Annotated in this window: 11 protein-coding genes; 4 read left to right on the forward strand and 7 right to left on the reverse strand. The window is 73.9% G+C overall.

Going from position 1 to position 14,823, the window contains the following annotated elements:
- Nucleotides 1-36: 36 nt before the first annotated feature.
- From ABZY91_RS20385 to ABZY91_RS20395, 3 genes are all read right to left on the reverse strand, one after another.
- Nucleotides 37-4,062 carry a HAMP domain-containing protein gene (locus tag ABZY91_RS20385; protein WP_355404154.1) on the reverse strand — a complete coding sequence of 1,342 codons (4,026 nt, stop codon included), beginning with the start codon at nucleotides 4,060-4,062 and terminating at the stop codon, nucleotides 37-39.
- 264 nt (nucleotides 4,063-4,326) lie between these two features.
- The gene (locus tag ABZY91_RS20390; RefSeq protein WP_355404156.1) at nucleotides 4,327-5,898 is read right to left on the reverse strand and encodes a CYTH and CHAD domain-containing protein; all 1,572 of its coding nucleotides are present in this window, start codon (nucleotides 5,896-5,898) and stop codon (nucleotides 4,327-4,329) included.
- Nucleotides 5,899-5,961: 63 nt separating this feature from the next.
- A complete protein-coding gene (locus ABZY91_RS20395; RefSeq protein ID WP_329881754.1) occupies nucleotides 5,962-6,900 on the reverse strand; it encodes a SigB/SigF/SigG family RNA polymerase sigma factor in 939 nt (312 codons plus the stop codon).
- 382 nt (nucleotides 6,901-7,282) lie between these two features.
- On the opposite strand from ABZY91_RS20395, the gene ABZY91_RS20400 reads away from it, so the two are divergent.
- A complete protein-coding gene (locus ABZY91_RS20400; RefSeq protein WP_355404158.1) occupies nucleotides 7,283-7,747 on the forward strand; it encodes an ATP-binding protein in 465 nt (154 codons plus the stop codon).
- Nucleotides 7,748-7,834: 87 nt separating this feature from the next.
- Here the strand turns inward: ABZY91_RS20400 and ABZY91_RS20405 are convergent, their stop codons facing one another.
- Nucleotides 7,835-8,803 (reverse strand): LLM class F420-dependent oxidoreductase, encoded by a 969-nt coding sequence (locus tag ABZY91_RS20405; protein WP_355404160.1) that lies wholly within the window; start codon nucleotides 8,801-8,803, stop codon nucleotides 7,835-7,837.
- A 287-nt stretch (nucleotides 8,804-9,090) separates the two neighbouring features.
- Here ABZY91_RS20405 and ABZY91_RS20410 point away from each other — a divergent pair, with 287 nt between their 5' ends.
- Entirely contained in the window at nucleotides 9,091-9,834 is a 744-nt protein-coding gene (locus tag ABZY91_RS20410; protein WP_355404162.1) for a hypothetical protein, read from the forward strand.
- Nucleotides 9,835-9,903: 69 nt separating this feature from the next.
- On the opposite strand, the gene ABZY91_RS20415 is transcribed toward ABZY91_RS20410, so the two are convergent.
- Nucleotides 9,904-11,355 (reverse strand): GH1 family beta-glucosidase, encoded by a 1,452-nt coding sequence (locus ABZY91_RS20415; protein ID WP_355404164.1) that lies wholly within the window; start codon nucleotides 11,353-11,355, stop codon nucleotides 9,904-9,906.
- Nucleotides 11,356-11,730: 375 nt separating this feature from the next.
- Between ABZY91_RS20415 and ABZY91_RS20420 the strand changes: the two genes are divergently transcribed.
- On the forward strand, nucleotides 11,731-12,447 hold the full coding sequence (locus ABZY91_RS20420; protein ID WP_355404166.1) for a TNT domain-containing protein: 717 nt from the start codon (nucleotides 11,731-11,733) through the stop codon (nucleotides 12,445-12,447).
- 61 nt (nucleotides 12,448-12,508) lie between these two features.
- Here ABZY91_RS20420 and ABZY91_RS20425 read toward each other — a convergent pair whose 3' ends face one another.
- Complete coding sequence (locus tag ABZY91_RS20425) at nucleotides 12,509-12,961, reverse strand: hypothetical protein (protein WP_355404168.1); 453 nt, start codon at nucleotides 12,959-12,961, stop codon at nucleotides 12,509-12,511.
- A gap of 336 nt (nucleotides 12,962-13,297) precedes the next feature.
- On the opposite strand from ABZY91_RS20425, the gene ABZY91_RS20430 reads away from it, so the two are divergent.
- Nucleotides 13,298-13,993, forward strand: coding sequence for a type 1 glutamine amidotransferase domain-containing protein (locus tag ABZY91_RS20430; protein ID WP_355404170.1), 696 nt, complete (start codon nucleotides 13,298-13,300; stop codon nucleotides 13,991-13,993).
- Nucleotides 13,994-14,173: 180 nt separating this feature from the next.
- Here ABZY91_RS20430 and ABZY91_RS20435 read toward each other — a convergent pair whose 3' ends face one another.
- The gene (locus ABZY91_RS20435) at nucleotides 14,174-14,809 is read right to left on the reverse strand and encodes a DUF5710 domain-containing protein (RefSeq protein WP_355404172.1); all 636 of its coding nucleotides are present in this window, start codon (nucleotides 14,807-14,809) and stop codon (nucleotides 14,174-14,176) included.
- Nucleotides 14,810-14,823: the final 14 nt, after the last annotated feature.

The raw sequence follows: 14,823 nt of genomic DNA on the forward strand, positions 1-14,823 counted from the left end.
CGGCGTCGCGGTGCGTTCCACCGGCACGGCGGGCGGCTACAGCCGCAGCCACCGCTCGACGCGGGCGATCAGGTCGAGCGCGTCGACCGGCTTGGTCACGTAGTCGGTGGCGCCGGAGGCGAGGCTCTTCTCCCGGTCTCCGACCATGGCCTTGGCGGTGACGGCGATGATCGGCAGATCCGCGTGCTCGGGCATCGCCCGGATCGCGGCGGTGGCGGCGTAGCCGTCCATCTCCGGCATCATCACGTCCATCAGGATCAGGTCGATGCCGCGGTGCGCGGTGAGGGCCTCGATCGCCGCGCGTCCGTTCTCGGCCTGCAGCACCCGCATGCCGTGCAGCTCCAGGATCCCGGTCAGCGCGTAGAGGTTGCGGTCGTCGTCGTCGACGACCAGCACCGTCCGCCCCGCGAGGGAGCCGTCGACGTCCTGGGCGAGCGCGACGGCGGGATCCCCGCTCCGTACCAGCGGCAGCACGTCACCGGGCTGGTCCGCGCTCAGGTGCAGGGCGATGCGCTCGCGCAACTCGTCCAGGCTGGAGAGGAGTTCGAGCGGCTGCAGGGTGGCCCGCTGTTGCAGGAGACGCTCCTGCTCGGCGCCCAGCCGCCGGTTGTTGTGCGCGAGGACCGGCACGCCGTGCAGGGCGGCGTCCCGCGCCATCTCCTCCAGGAAGTCCAGGGCCGCGCCACCGGGCAGGTCGAGTTCCAGGACCACGCAGTGGCACGGGGTCGAGGCCAGCGTCGCCGCCGCCTCGTGGGCGCTCACCGTGGTGGTGACCTCCACGGTCGTGCGCGGGTCCCCGAGGCCGGAGGGGCCGGTGAGGTCGGCGACGGCGCTCTCCGCGACCAGTGACAGCAGGCCGCGCGGACGCTCCTCGATGACGAGCAGCCGCTTGGGCTGAACCGTCTCCGGCGGCGCGGCGGGTGCCGGGGTCTCGACCCGGTCCGCTGCGCCGGCGGCCTCGCCGGTACCGCTCTCCAGCGCCGTCCGCGAGTTCTGGGCGTTCAGTTCGACGAAGTCGGTCCGGGAGGCGGGCAGGTAGAGCGTGAAGGTGCTGCCCCGGCCGGGCACGCTGTCCGCGGTGATCGCACCTCCGAGGAGGAAGGCGATCTCGCGGCTGATCGACAGACCCAGCCCGGTGCCGCCGTACTTGCGGCTGGTGGTGCCGTCCGCCTGCTGGAAGGCCCCGAAGACGCTCTCCAGGTGCTGGGGTTCGATGCCGATCCCGGTGTCCACGACGTGGAAGGCGATCACCGGGCCGTCGTCGCGGCGGGCGACCTCCGGCACGTGCGCGTGGTCCGCGACCTCGATCCGCAGTTCCACGCCGCCCTTCTCGGTGAACTTGACCGCGTTGGAGAGCAGGTTGCGCAGCACCTGCCGGAGCCGGTAGTCGTCGGTGAGCAGCTCCGCCGGCATCGTCGGCGCGGTCTCGACCGTGAACCGCAGGCTCTTCTGGCTCGTCAGCGGTCGGAAGGTCGCCTCGACGTAGTCGAGCAGCTTGCGCAGCGGGATCCGCTCGGGGGTGATGTCCATCTTCCCCGCCTCGACCTTGGAGAGGTCGAGGATGTCGTTGATCAGCTGGAGCAGGTCGGAGCCGGCGGAGTGGATGATGCCCGCGTACTCGACCTGCTTGGCCGTCAGGTTCCTGGTCGGGTTCTGGGCGAGCAGCTGGGCGAGGATGAGCAGGCTGTTGAGCGGGGTGCGCAGCTCGTGGCTCATGTTGGCCAGGAACTCCGACTTGTAGCTGGAGGCCAGCGACAGCTGGTGCGCGCGGTCCTCCAGCTCCTGCCGGGCCTGTTCGATCTCCAGGTTCTTGGTCTCGATGTCCCGGTTCTGTGCGGCGAGGAGCGCGGCCTTCTCCTCCAGTTCCGCGTTGGAGGACTGCAGTTCCTCCTGACGGGCCTGGAGCTCCTCCGACCGGACCTGGAGTTCGGCGGTCAGCCGCTGGGACTCCCCGAGCAGTTCGTCGGTGCGGGAGTTGGCGACGATCGTGTTGACGTTGGCGCCGATGGTCTCCATCAGCTGGTCGAGGAAGGCGCGGTGCACCGAGGTGAAGTCGCGTACGGCGGCGAGCTCGATGACGCCCAGGACCTGGCCCTCGACCACGATGGGCAGCACGATCAGGGAGGCGGGCTCGGCCCGGCCCAGGCCGGAGGAGATGGTCACGTAGCCCGCGGGCAGGGAGTCGACGGCGATCGTGCGCCGGCTGCGCGCGGCCTGGCCGACGAAGGACTCGCCGAGCCTGAAGCGGGTGGGGGTCGAGCCGGCCGGGAAGGCGTAGGAGCCGATCAGGTTGAGGACGGTCGTGTCCCCGCTGTCCTCCGCGAGGTAGAAGGCGCCGTACTGGGCGGACACCAGGGGCGTCAGCTCGTCCATGATCAGTTCGGCGACGACGGCGAGGTCGCGGCGGCCCTGCATCAGGGCCGAGATCCGGGCCAGGTTGGACTTGAGCCAGTCCTGTTCGTCGTTGGCCCGGGTGGTCTCGCGGAGCGACTCCACCATGAAGTTGATGTTGTCCTTGAGGTCGGCGACCTCGCCGGAGGCGTCCACGGTGATCGAGCGGGTGAGGTCGCCCTCGGCGACGGCGCCGGTCACCTCGGCGATGGCGCGGACCTGCCGGGTGAGGTTGCCGGCCAGCTCGTTGACGTTCTCGGTGAGCCGCTTCCAGGTGCCGGAGACGCCCTCCACCTCGGCCTGGCCGCCGAGCCGGCCCTCGGAGCCGACCTCGCGGGCGACCCGGGTGACCTCGGCGGCGAACGCGCTCAGCTGGTCGACCATCGTGTTGATGGTGGTCTTGAGCTCCAGGATCTCGCCGCGTGCGTCGACGTCGATCTTGCGGGTGAGGTCGCCCTGGGCGACGGCGGTGGTCACCTGGGCGATGTTGCGGACCTGGCTGGTGAGGTTGTGCGCCATGAAGTTGACGTTGTCGGTGAGGTCCTTCCACGTGCCGGCCACGTTCGGGACCCGTGCCTGCCCGCCGAGCGTCCCCTCGGTGCCGACCTCGCGGGCCACCCGGGTCACCTCGTCCGCGAAGGCCGAGAGCGTGTCGACCATCGTGTTGATGACGCCGGCGAGCGCCGCGACCTCGCCCTTGGCCTCCACGTTGATCTTCTGCGAGAGGTCGCCCTTGGCGACGGCGGTGGCCACCTGGGCGATGGAGCGGACCTGTCCGGTCAGGTTGGAGGCCATCACGTTGACGTTGTCGGTGAGGTCCTTCCAGGTGCCGGAGGCACCCCGGACGGTGGCCTGGCCGCCGAGGTTGCCCTCGGTGCCGACCTCGCGGGCGACCCGGGTGACCTCGGCGGCGAAGGCGCTCAGCTGGTCGACCATCGTGTTGATGGTGGTCTTGAGTTCGAGGATCTCGCCGCGCGCGGTGACGGTGATCTTCTGCGAGAGGTCGCCCTCCGCGACGGCGGTGGCCACCTGGGCGATGGAGCGGACCTGGGCGGTGAGGTTGCCCGCCATGAAGTTGACCGAGTCGGTCAGGTCGCGCCAGGTGCCCGACACGCCCTTGACGTCGGCCTGGCCGCCCAGGATGCCCTCGGTGCCGACCTCGCGCGCCACCCGGGTCACCTCGTCGGCGAAGGAGGACAGCTGGTCGACCATCGTGTTGACGGTGTTCTTGAGTTCGAGGATCTCGCCGCGCGCGGTGACGGTGATCTTCTGCGAGAGGTCGCCCTTGGCGACGGCGGTGGCGATCTGGGCGATGTCGCGGACCTGGCTGGTGAGGTTGCCGGCCATCGCGTTGACCGAGTCGGTCAGGTCCTTCCACGTCCCCGACACGGCGGGCACCTCGGCCTGGCCGCCGAGCCTGCCCTCGGTGCCGACCTCGCGGGCGACCCGGGTCACCTCGGAGGTGAAGAGGGAGAGCTGGTCGACCATGCCGTTGAACACGGTGGCGATCTCGCCCAACAGGCCGTCGGCGTCGTCGGGAAGGCGGGTGCCGAAGTCTCCGTCGCGCACGGCCGTCAGCCCGGCCAGGAGGCGCCGCAGATCCGGTTCACCGACCTGCGCCGTGCCGCCGTCGGCCGCGTGCTGAGCCTGGGGCTTCGTCGTGCCAGCCATCGAGGACGTCGCCTTCCTCTGTAGGGCGACAGGCCGCACGGCCCGTCGCAAGTCAACACCCGATCCAGCCGCACGTCCGACCGAAGGGCCGCGCCGAAGCCGTGTCAGGCACCTGTCCGTACCGTTCCGGACCGTACCGCACCCGTTCGGCCGAGGGCGACTTCCGTAGCACCGACGGAAAGTGACCGGGCACACGTCCGACCGGGGCCGTCCGGGGGCGGTCACGCGCCGGAGAACCGTGATCGACGAGCTGCCCGCCGCCGGCTAGCCGAGGTCGGTGAGCTTGCGCCCGCGGGCCCGGCGGTACAGGTCGGGCAGGCGCTCCTCGGCCGCCCGGGCGGCGTCCCGCCGGAGTCCGTACAGCACCCCGTAGGCGAACGCGTGAGCGTCACCGTCCGAGGGTCCGGTCCCCGCGTCCAGGAGGGCCCCGCGGGCGATCACGGTGTCCTGGTGGTCCCCGAGGGCCCGCTGCAGGGCCTTCATCCGCCGGGAGAACTTCTCGGCGCGCCCGGCGGAGACCGGGCGGACGCTGTCCGCCGTGTAGCGGGCCCGTTTGGCCGCCTTGCGCGCATGGTGCAACGCGCCGTCGCGCTCGGGCCCGGGGGCGGTCGCGAGCGCGGCGTCGAGCCGCTCCACCGTCCGGCGCTGTTCCCGGCGCAGGGTGCGGGACAACTGCCCGGCGGCGTCGCCGCCGCGGCCCTTCCCGGTGAGGGGCGGATCGTCGGCGAAGGCCTCCAGCGCGTCGAGGAGGGCGAAGTAGCGCGGGGTGGTGAGATCGGTCACCGCGTGCTCCCAGGCCTCCCGGTACCGGTCGGCGTACCGCGCCGCGAGCCGGGCGCGCAGGTCGCCGCGCGGCACCTCCGGGGGCAGCTCGTCCACTGCGGCGACCAGCTGCTCGCCGAGCACCTCCTGATCCCGCGCCAGGCCCAGCGACCGTCCGAGCCACCGCAGCTCGGCGGCCAGTTCCTCGACGCGCCCGCGGTCGAACAGCCGGCGGTGGGCCTTGAGGAGGCTGCGGAGCCGTCGGGCCGCGACCCGCATGCGGTGCACCGCGTCCGGCTCGTCCAGGCGCACCCGCGGGTCCCGCGCGATCAGTGTCCCGACCTGCTCGCGGAGGGCGGCGCCCACCACCGCGCCGGGCGTTCCGGGGCGCGGTGGCACCCGGTCCGGGGCCTGCTGCCGGGTTTCGCCCAGTGCCCGGGCGAGCTTGGACGGGTAGCGGGAGCGGCTCCCGCCCGCCGCCGTGAACGCGGCCTCGACGTCGTCGAGGAGTGCGGTGCCGCCCTCCGCCAGCTCGACCTCGGTCTCGGTCCAGGCGGTCAGCTGGGTGGGGGTGCCGGCGGCCCGGCCGGCACCGGGCGCGGAGCCGGTCCCGCGCGGCGTCCGCGGCCGGTCGAAGACCTGGCCGGTGACGCGGTCCTCGGCGATCTCGGCGAGCGTGGTCCCCGCCGTGTCGAGCAGGAGCTCGCGGCGCCGGCGGGTGTGCAGGTGCGCGACGGGTGCGAGCGCGCCGCCCCGCACGAACACCGCCAGCCTCGGCGCCAGTGCCGACGGCACCTGGCCGGGTGCACCGGCGTCGAGCGGTTCCGCGATCTCCTCGCGGGTGTCCCCGTCACGGGGCAGCTTGAGGTGCCAGCCGGCGTCCTGGCCGCCGGTGCGCCGGCGCAGGGTGATGCGCCGGCGCAGCAGCCGCAGGTCCGGGGTGTCGTAGTAGACGGCGTCCAGGTCGTGCGGTTCGCCGGGCACGACCCGGGCGACGCCCGGCAGGTCCTCGAACCGCCGGAGCGGCCGTCCGCCGTCGTACTTCCGTTCCCTCTCCATCTGTTCGCCACTCATGGTCGGCGCCTGCCCGCGGATCGCGGTTTCACGCCCGGGGGGCGGTGGGCCGCCCCGGCGCCGTCAGGCCTCGGCCAGCAGCTCGGCGCGCAGACCGGACAGGATGCGGGTGAGCAGCCGGGACACGTGCATCTGCGAGATGCCCAGCCGCCGGCCTATCTCCAGCTGGGTCAGCTCGGCCCCGAACCGCAGCGACAGGATGGTGCGGTCGCGCTCGGGCAGGGCGGCGATGAGCGGCTTGAGGGTCTCCAGGCAGAGCACGGTCTCGTAGGCGCTCTCCTCCTGCGCGATCCGGTCGCCCAGCGCGTCGCCGCCGTCCGCCCCGCCGTTGCCGGGCGCGGGGGCGTCGAGGGAGCCGGCGCTCTGCGCCTGGGAGGCGATCAGGCCCTCGCGCACCTCGTCCTCGGTGAGGTCCAGGTGCGCGGCCAGCTCGCCGGGGGTGGGGACGCGGTCCAGCACCTGCTCCATGGCGTCGCTGGTCTTGGCCAGCACCAGGCGAAGTTCCTGGAGGCGGCGCGGCACGTGCACCATCCATCCGGTGTCACGGAAGAACCGCTTGATCTCCCCGCTGATGGTGGGCAGCGCGAACGTGGAGAACTCGACCTCGAAGGACGGGTCGAAACGGTCGATGGCCTTGATGAGGCCGATCGTGCCGACCTGGACGATGTCCTCGATCGGCTCCTTGCGGTGGGTGAACCGGCTCGCCGCGAACTTCACCAGCGCCATGTTGAGCTCGATCAGGGTGCCGCGCACGTACGAGTACTCGGCGGTGCCCTCCTCGGCCGCGCGCAGCCGGGCGAACAGCGCCCTGGACAGCTCGCGCGCGTCGGCCGGGCACGTGGCCGAGGGCAGGGTGGCGGCGATTCCCAGTTGCTCGGCGACCCGGGCGAGGTCGGCCGGGCAGGTCACCTCGTCACCGGTCGAGACTGGTCCGACCGCGCCGGGGGCCGAAGGGCGGTGGGTGCGGGCAGTGGTCGAAGGGCGGGACACGACGGTCGGCATGCTCTCTCTCCTCTGCTGATGATCATTCGCGGGTGACGACGGGACTCACGTGCCCGGCCTCGACCCGAACAGACCTAACTTCGCCAAATGCCCACTCGATCTTCACTTTTTCTCCACGATTCGGAGGTGTTTCGGTGGCGGCGACCGTTTTCGCCCCGCCCCCGGCTGCACCGCCGGCCGTGCCGGGCGTGCCGGGCGACGGGCCCCGCGACGGGCCCCGCGACGCGCCCGGCCGGTCACCGGGCGGTGTTTCCGGAGCACCTCGGGGCACAAGACCCCCGCGGGTGGACAACCGGTGGTCGGCGGGCCGGGCGTGTCACCCGGCCCCTCCGGTCACAGGGAGCCGCAGGGTGTCGAAAGGGTCGCGTCGGAGTGAGGACAGATGAGCGTCAGTGAGTACCGGACGAAGAGCCGGCCGGTCCTGTCCGGGCTTCCGGCCACGGGGCAGACCCGCAGGCTGACCCCGGGCGGCGGTCCGGGGGTGGTCGGGCGCTGCCGGGACCACGCCCGGTCGGCCCTGGAGGACTGGGGCTGGTTGCCCACCACCGACCCCGATCAGCAGGCGCGGGCCGAGGACGTGCTGCTCGTCGTCTCCGAGCTCGTCACCAACGCCTGCCGGTACGCCGGGGGGCCGGACCAGCTGGTCCTGTCCGCCACCGCGCACACCCTCCGCATCGAGGTGCTGGACGGTTCCGACGCGCCGCCCCGGCCGCGCGTGCCGCACGCGCCCGGACAGCTCGGCGGCCACGGACTGTACGCCGTCGCGCTGCTCGCCGGCGGGTGGGGGCACGCGCCGCGCCCCGGCCGCCCCGGCAAGGTGGTCTGGGCCGAGTTCGACGTTCCGTAGCCGGGGGACCGGCAGCCCCCGGCAGCCCCCGGCGCTGCGGCGCCCGGCACCACGGCCCGCCGGGCGGGTGCCCCCGGGCCGCCGCGCTCAGAACGCGGCGCGCAACGCCGGCAGCAGCGTGCCCTCGGCCCAGTCCAGGAAAGCCGGTTGGCTCTCGCCGCCGACCTGGACGAGGGCGACCTCCCCGAACCCGGCGGTCACGAACGGGCGCACCGCCTCCACGAAGTCCTCGACCCGGTCGCCGCAGGGAACGGCCTCGGCGACGTCCTCGGGCCGGACGAACCGGCTCGCGGCCGAGAAACCCGCGGTGCCCGGCAGTTCCGCGTTGACCTTCCAACCGCCGCCGAACCAACGGAACTGCTCGTGCGCCCGTCGTACGGCGGCGTCCCGGTCCCGGTCCCAGCAGACCGGCAACTGGCCCACCGCGGGCTTGCCGGCCCCGCCGTGCCGCGCGAACCCGGCGATCAGGTCCGGGTCGGGCTCGACGGCGATCACCAGGTCGGCCAGCCGGCCGGCCAGCTTCCCGGAGGCGGGCCCGGACACCGCCACCCCGATCGGCGGCGGCAGGTCCGGAAGGTCCCACAGCCGCGCGCCCTCGACGTCGAAGTACTGGCCGTGCCGGGTCACGTACCCGCCGTCGAAGAGCGCCCGGATGATCTCCACCGCCTCCGCGAGCATCGCGTGGCGCACCGCGGCGCTCGGCCAGCCCTGGCCGACCACGTGCTCGTTGAGGTTCTCCCCGCTGCCCAGGCCGAGCCGGAAGCGGCCCTCGGACAGCAGCTGCAGGGTGGCGGCCTTCTGGGCCACCACCACCGGGTGGTAGCGGAACGTCGGGCAGGTCACGTAGGTCATCAGCGGGATCCGGGAGGTGGCCTGCGCGGCGGCTCCGAGCACCGCCCAGGCGTAGGGCGCGTGGCCCTGCTCGTCCAGCCAGGGGAAGTAGTGGTCCGAGATCACCGAGAAGTCGAACCCGGCCTGCTCGGCGCGCACCACGTCCGCGACCAGGTCACGGGGGGCTCGCTGCTCGGTCATCATCGTGTATCCGATCTGCACCATGAGGGACGCCTGCCCCCGATCGCCTCCGCCCTCACGCCGGACGGCCGCGCGCCACCCGCCTGCACCAGCGCCGGGCCCGGGGCGGCAGCAGCGGCGGCCCGCGACGCAGGGCCCCCGGGCCCGCCGAACTGCGGTCCAGGGCGGCGCGGATATCCTGGAACCGTGCGGCTGCGTGAGCGCGGGGGAATCGTCACCGAGCCTCCGGGCGTGTCCCGTGAACAGCCCGACCCCGGCCCGGCGCCGGCCTCTCCCGGCGACGTGTGACGGTGCGTGACGGGAGCAGGGTGATGATCCTTCCGGTCGAGATCAAGGTCAATGTCGACGGCGACGTCCAGGAGGCCCTGGCGGCCCTGGGTGAACCCCGGGGCGGTACGCGGAAGCGACTCATCTGGTTCGCCGAGGGCCGCGACGGCGTCGCCGAGGGACGACTGCCCCTGCTGGACGGCGGGGTGATCGTGCGCCTCCGGAGCGGCGACACCCCGGACGAGCTGACCGTCAAGCTGCGCCCGTGCACCGAGGAACAGCTGGTCGGGCCGTTCACCCGCCCGTTCGAGGAGGAGTCGTTCGAGTACCGGATCGAGGAGGACCTGGCGGGGAGCCGCCGGACGCTCGCGGCGTCCGCGACGGGCACGCACCCGCAGGCGGCGCTGCTGGACGCGGTGGCGCCCGGGGCGGACGCCGCCGCACCGCTCGGCGTCCGGCAGCGGGAGTTCCTCCGCGGGTGCGCACCCGGCGTGCGGATCGACGGGCTTGTCGCGCTGGGCCCGATCGCTTCCACCAAGGCCGAGGACGTGCCGCTCGACGACCTGGAGGCCGACCTGGAGCGGTGGGCGGTCGGCGGTCTGGACTTCCTCGAAGTCTCGATCCGGGTCAAGCCCAAGGAGGACGAGGAACCCGACGCCTTCGCGGAACGGGTCGCGCGCAAGCAGCGGAAGCTCGAATCGGCCGTGCGGGTCCGGGGGATTCCCTCCGGGAACCCCGAGAGTAAGACCCGGCGGGTCCTCACCGCCCTGGTTCCCGTCCGTCCGTGAGAGGACCCCGGCCGGCCCGGGCCCGGCCGTCGCGGCCCCGGAGGTCGGGGACCGGAGGCCGGGAGCCGGCTACGCCCCGTCGAGGGGGAGCAGTTCGCCGCTGCGGGCGACCCGCCCGTACCAGTGGGCGCTGGACTTCGGGGTCCTGGCCAGGGTCCGGGGGTCGACGTGGACCAGCCCGAAGCGCTTCTCGTACCCGTACGCCCACTCGAAGTTGTCCAGCAGGGACCACAGGAAGTAGCCCCGCACGTCCGCGCCGTCGGTGACGGCCCGGTGCACCGCCGCCAGGTGGGCGCGCACGTAGGCGCTGCGGTGGGGATCGTCGACCGCGCCGTCCGCGCCGACCGCGTCCTCGTAGGCCGCACCGTTCTCGGTGACCGCGAGCGCCAGCCCCGGGTACCGCCGGGCCAGCCCGGTCAGCAGCTCGTGCAGGCCGGACGGGTCGACCGCCCAGTCCATCGCGGTGACGTCGCCCGGTGCCCGGTGGAAGCCCACCCGGTCCGCGCCCGGCCAGGGGGAGACCTGGCCGCCGCCGTGGCCGTCCTGGCGCGCGGGTTCGGCCCCCTCGGTGGTCGCGGAGACCACGGTGGGCGTGTAGTAGTTGACGCCCAGCCAGTCCAGCGGCTGGTGGACCGCCGCCGGGTCGCCGGGCCGGACGAAGGACCAGTCGGTGAGCCGGGCGGTGTCGGCCAGCAGGTCCGCGGGGTACGCGCCCTCCAGCATCGGCCCGAGGAAGACGCGGTTGCCGACGGCGTCGATCCGGCGTGCCGCGTCCCGGTCCGGCGCGGACGGGGTGAGCGGACGCACCGCGTGCAGATTGAGCGCCACCGACAGCAGGGCCCCGGCCGGCAGGGCGGCGCGCAGGGCCTGGACGGCCAGGCCGTGGCCCAGGTTGAGGTGGTGGGCGGCGCGCAGGGCGGCCACCGGGTCGGTGCGGCCGGGGGCGTGGACGCCGGAGCCGTACCCCAGGAAGGCGCTGCACCAGGGCTCGTTGAGGGTCGTCCACCGGTGGACCCGGTCGCCGACGGCCTCGCCGACCAGCGCGGCGTACTCGGCGAACCGCTCGGCGGTGGCGCGCTCCGGCCAGCCGCCGGCCGCCTCCAACTCCTCGGGCAGGTCCCAGTGGTAGAGCGTGGCGACCGGTGTGATCCCGGCGGTGAGCAGCTCGTCGGCGAGGCGGCGGTAGAAGTCCAGACCGCGCTGTGAGGCGGGGCCGCGCCCGGTGGGCCGGACCCGCGACCAGGAGACCGAGAACCGGTAGGCGGTGAGACCGAGTTCGGCCATCAGCCGGACGTCGTCGCGGTAGCGGTGGTAGTGGTCGGTCGCGACGTCGCCGGTCTGGCCCCGGTGGACCCTGCCCGGGACGCGGCAGAAGGTGTCCCAGATCGACGGGGTGCGGCCGTCCTCGGCGGCGGCGCCCTCCACCTGGTAGGCGGAGGTGGCCGCGCCCCAGAGGAAGCCGGCCGGGAACCGGGGGACGGCGGCGGGCGGGTGGGGGTCGGACGGGCGGGGATCTGCCATGGCGGGTGCTCCCATCGGTGAGAACGGCGTGAGCGGGCGTGAGCGGGACAGCTGAGCGGTGCGGCTGAGCGGTGCGGCCCCACGATGGGTCTGCCCGGCAGGGCGAGGACGAACAGCGGGGGCACCGTCGAGATCGGCGCGCCGGCCGCCACGACCTCCCGCCCGGTCGACCGTGCGGTCACCGGCCCGGACGGCCTCCGCACGTGCTCGTGCCGGTCCCGTCGGCCCGAGCTGCCGAACGGGTGAAGGGTGGGCGCCGGAGCGTTTCGTCCACGAAGTGATGTCGTGGTGATGTGTAACTTCCGGTGCTGACAGAGCCGTTCCGCGCTCCCGCGCCGACCCTGGTCTCTGACCACCACCCGGAGGCATCGCTCCATGCGTTCTCGAACCCTTGCCGCCCTCTCCATGGCCGCAGCCCTGCTGGTGACGGGTACGGCCGCCACCCAGAGCGCCGCCGCCGCGGTGGCCTCCGTGGAGGCGGAGCCCACGGACTGTCCGAGGGAGCAGTACCGGCCCACCGACGACGACAAGAAGAAGTTCTACTGCGGGTTCAAGGAGTTGGGCCCCCGGACCCTGCCGACCGGACCGGTCGGCAAGTTGCTCAACGGCTACTACCGCTTCGGCGGGCTGACGCCCCAGCAGTTCCTCTCCTGGTACCGCGACGGCCTGGACTGGAAGTACCCGGCAGCGGACGGGTTCCGCGAGGTCAACGGCACGGTCGACCAGGCCGTGGCGACGGTGCCGAAGGACACGAAGCTCGACCGCTTCGGATCCTCGGGCGGGCGCTACCTGTCCACGGCCGGCACCGCGTACTCCGCGCGGGCGATCCCGCCGGACAGCCTCAACCCGATCCCGGACGCGCAGGGCGTGCCCCAGGACAGCTACCACTGCTACGTGGTGGTGAAGGAGTTCAAGGTCCTTCAGGGCCACATCGCGGCCGCCTTCGCCCAGCCCGGCGGCGGTGTCCAGCAGTGGCTGAAGGAGGACGCCGCCCTGAAGCCCGCGGAGCTGGGCACGGACCCGTACTACGTGTCCTCCCTCCTCAAGTACGGCTTCCTGGACGAGAAGCCCGCCACCACCTGCACGGGCTGACGGATGCCGGTCCGGGGCCCTGGGCGCGGTCCTCGCCGGGCCGGGGGCCCCGGTCGCGGGATCACTCCCCGGCGGCCGGCCGGCGCAGTCGGCCGTCCCAGGAGGCCGTCCGGCAGGTGAGTGCCACACCGGCGGCGGAGGTCGCGGTGGCGCCGTGCTCCTTGCACCTGCGGTGCGGCTCGTTGCAGCTGCCCTTCCTCTTCCCGGGGATCTGCGCGCAGTTCTGGGTGTCGTGGGCCGCCCTGCCCTCGGGCGAGAGGTCGTCGTAGGCGCTGTCGTCGTGCCGCCCGGGCGAGCCGGCGCCCCGCCCGCGTCCGCCGCCGGCGGGGTCGTGCGCGGGGCGCTCGGGGCCCGGGTGCTCCCGGGCTCCGTGGGGCGGGGCGTCGGGGAAGCAGCCGGGGGCTCTGTGACGGGGGCCGTCGCGGGGGTCGTCGGCGGAGCGGGTACGGCCGGGGTCACGGCGACGGCCGCGACGGTCCCCGGAGGTGAGGCCGGTGTGTCGAGGACGTCGCACGCCGTCGCGGACGCGCCGAGCAGGACGGCCGCTCTCCCGGCCGCGCGGGAGTTGATCATGGAGCTGGGCACCGGGCCAGTCCAGGGACCGCCACCCGGGGGTCACCGGTCAGGTCGGCCCCCCGGCGGCCATCGGGATCCCGATACCGGACATCGGATTCTCCATTGGTCCCGCGCGCGCCGCCGCCCTACTGTCGATCTCGTCACCGCGCTGACGGCCCGTCGCCGCACGGGCGGTCCGGGCCCGGCGCGTCGGGAACCGCGGAGCGTCACCCCGTCCCACCCGGGCCCGCTCCCCCCTGAACCCCTTCCCTCTGAACCCCTTCGGAGCAACCCGATGTCGAAGATCCTCTTCGTGATGACCGGCGCCGACCACTGGACGCTGGCCGACGGCACCAAGCACCCCACCGGCTACTGGGCCGAGGAGGCCGCCGCCCCGTACGAGGCGTTCCGGGCGGCGGGCCACGAGGTCACCGTCGCCACCCCGGGCGGCGTCGTCCCGACCGTCGACCGGGGCAGCCTGGCCCCCGAGGTCAACGGTGGCCAGGAGGGCGCCGACCACGTCGCCGCGACCCTCGCCGCGTTCACCGGGCTGCAGCGTCCGGTCCGGCTGGAGGACGTGCGTGCGGACGACTACGACGCCGTGTTCTACCCGGGTGGCCACGGGCCGATGGAGGACCTCGCGGTCGACCCGGTCTCCGGCCGGCTGCTTGCCGACGCCCTCGCCTCGGGCAAGCCGCTGGGCGTGGTCTGCCACGGCCCGGCCGCCCTGCTGGCCGCCACGACGGCGGGCGGCGCCAACGCCTTCGCCGGTTACCGGGTCGCCGCGTTCACCAACGCCGAGGAGACCCAGGCCGGTTTCGCCGACCGGGCGAAGTGGCTGCTCCAGGACCGCCTCACCGAGGCCGGCGTCCTGGTCCAGGAGGGCGAGCCGTGGGCCCCGCACGTGGTCGTCGACCGCAACCTGGTCACCGGCCAGAACCCCGCCTCCGCCGCTCCGCTCGCCGCCGCACTGATCGAGCGGCTGGCCTGACCGCCGGGGGCGGACCGGTCGCGCAGCGGCCGGGGCCCGTCACCACGGGCCGGGCCGGTCTCCCCCCGCGGAGCCGGCCGGGGCCCGGCCCAGGAGCAGGGTGCTGCCGGTGAAGGTGTGGGTCGTGCCGCCCGTGCGCGGATCCGCCCCGGCCGGGGGGACTTCGGTGAAGCCGGTGCTTCACCGGCCGCCGAGCCGCTCCCGGATCAGTTCCAGGACCGGCCCGGAGACGGACAGGACCGCGAGGGGGTCCGAGGTCCGGCTGTGGTCGGCCTCGACGAGCTGCGCCCTCATGGCCTCCGCCCCTGGCGCCCGGGCCGGTGCCGGACCGGAGAAGACGGTGACGCCGACGAGGTGGGGCCACGGTTCGGTCAGCGCCGGCTGCATGCGGTCCAGACCGGACGACAGCCCCGCGATGACGAGTCCGGCCGCTGCGACGGGGTCGGCCGTGGCGGCGAGGGTGACCGGGAGATCCGCCCCGAACGACGAACGCGGCTGTTCCACGCTCCCCTCGACGGAAGCGGCGTCGATGATGTCGAGCAGCAGCTCCCGGACCGTCCCCTCCGCGCGGGCGAAGTCGGTTCGGCCTTCGCCGCTCGGCCGGTACGTCTCCAGTTCGACGGCGAGACCCAGCGGCGTGAGGTCCGGTGCCCCGCCGGCCCGCGGGGCGCTCCCGGCCGTCGGGGGCAGCCACCGGAGGCGGGCACTCTGGTCCCAGCGGGCCCCGACCTCCTTCTGGGCCTCGTCCTTCTCGTCGAAGGGGACCGACAGGTAGAGCCGGCCGCGGACCTCGGTGCCGGGGACCTTGGTCCGCACGCGGTCGGCGACGG

The organism is Kitasatospora sp. NPDC002965, from assembly GCF_040611255.1.
Taxonomy (GTDB): domain Bacteria; phylum Actinomycetota; class Actinomycetes; order Streptomycetales; family Streptomycetaceae; genus Kitasatospora.

Excerpts from the sequence above, each read along its gene's own strand:
- ABZY91_RS20395 (WP_329881754.1), bottom strand. The coding sequence starts at position 6,900 with ATGCCGACCGTCGTGTCCCGCCCTTCGACCACTGCCCGCACCCACCGC.
- ABZY91_RS20400 (WP_355404158.1), top strand. The coding sequence starts at position 7,283 with ATGAGCGTCAGTGAGTACCGGACGAAGAGCCGGCCGGTCCTGTCCGGG.
- ABZY91_RS20405 (WP_355404160.1), bottom strand. The coding sequence starts at position 8,803 with ATGGTGCAGATCGGATACACGATGATGACCGAGCAGCGAGCCCCCCGT.
- ABZY91_RS20390 (WP_355404156.1), bottom strand. The coding sequence starts at position 5,898 with ATGAGTGGCGAACAGATGGAGAGGGAACGGAAGTACGACGGCGGACGG.
- ABZY91_RS20430 (WP_355404170.1), top strand. The coding sequence starts at position 13,298 with ATGTCGAAGATCCTCTTCGTGATGACCGGCGCCGACCACTGGACGCTG.
- ABZY91_RS20385 (WP_355404154.1), bottom strand. The coding sequence starts at position 4,062 with ATGGCTGGCACGACGAAGCCCCAGGCTCAGCACGCGGCCGACGGCGGC.
- ABZY91_RS20410 (WP_355404162.1), top strand. The coding sequence starts at position 9,091 with ATGATCCTTCCGGTCGAGATCAAGGTCAATGTCGACGGCGACGTCCAG.
- ABZY91_RS20420 (WP_355404166.1), top strand. The coding sequence starts at position 11,731 with ATGCGTTCTCGAACCCTTGCCGCCCTCTCCATGGCCGCAGCCCTGCTG.
- ABZY91_RS20415 (WP_355404164.1), bottom strand. The coding sequence starts at position 11,355 with ATGGCAGATCCCCGCCCGTCCGACCCCCACCCGCCCGCCGCCGTCCCC.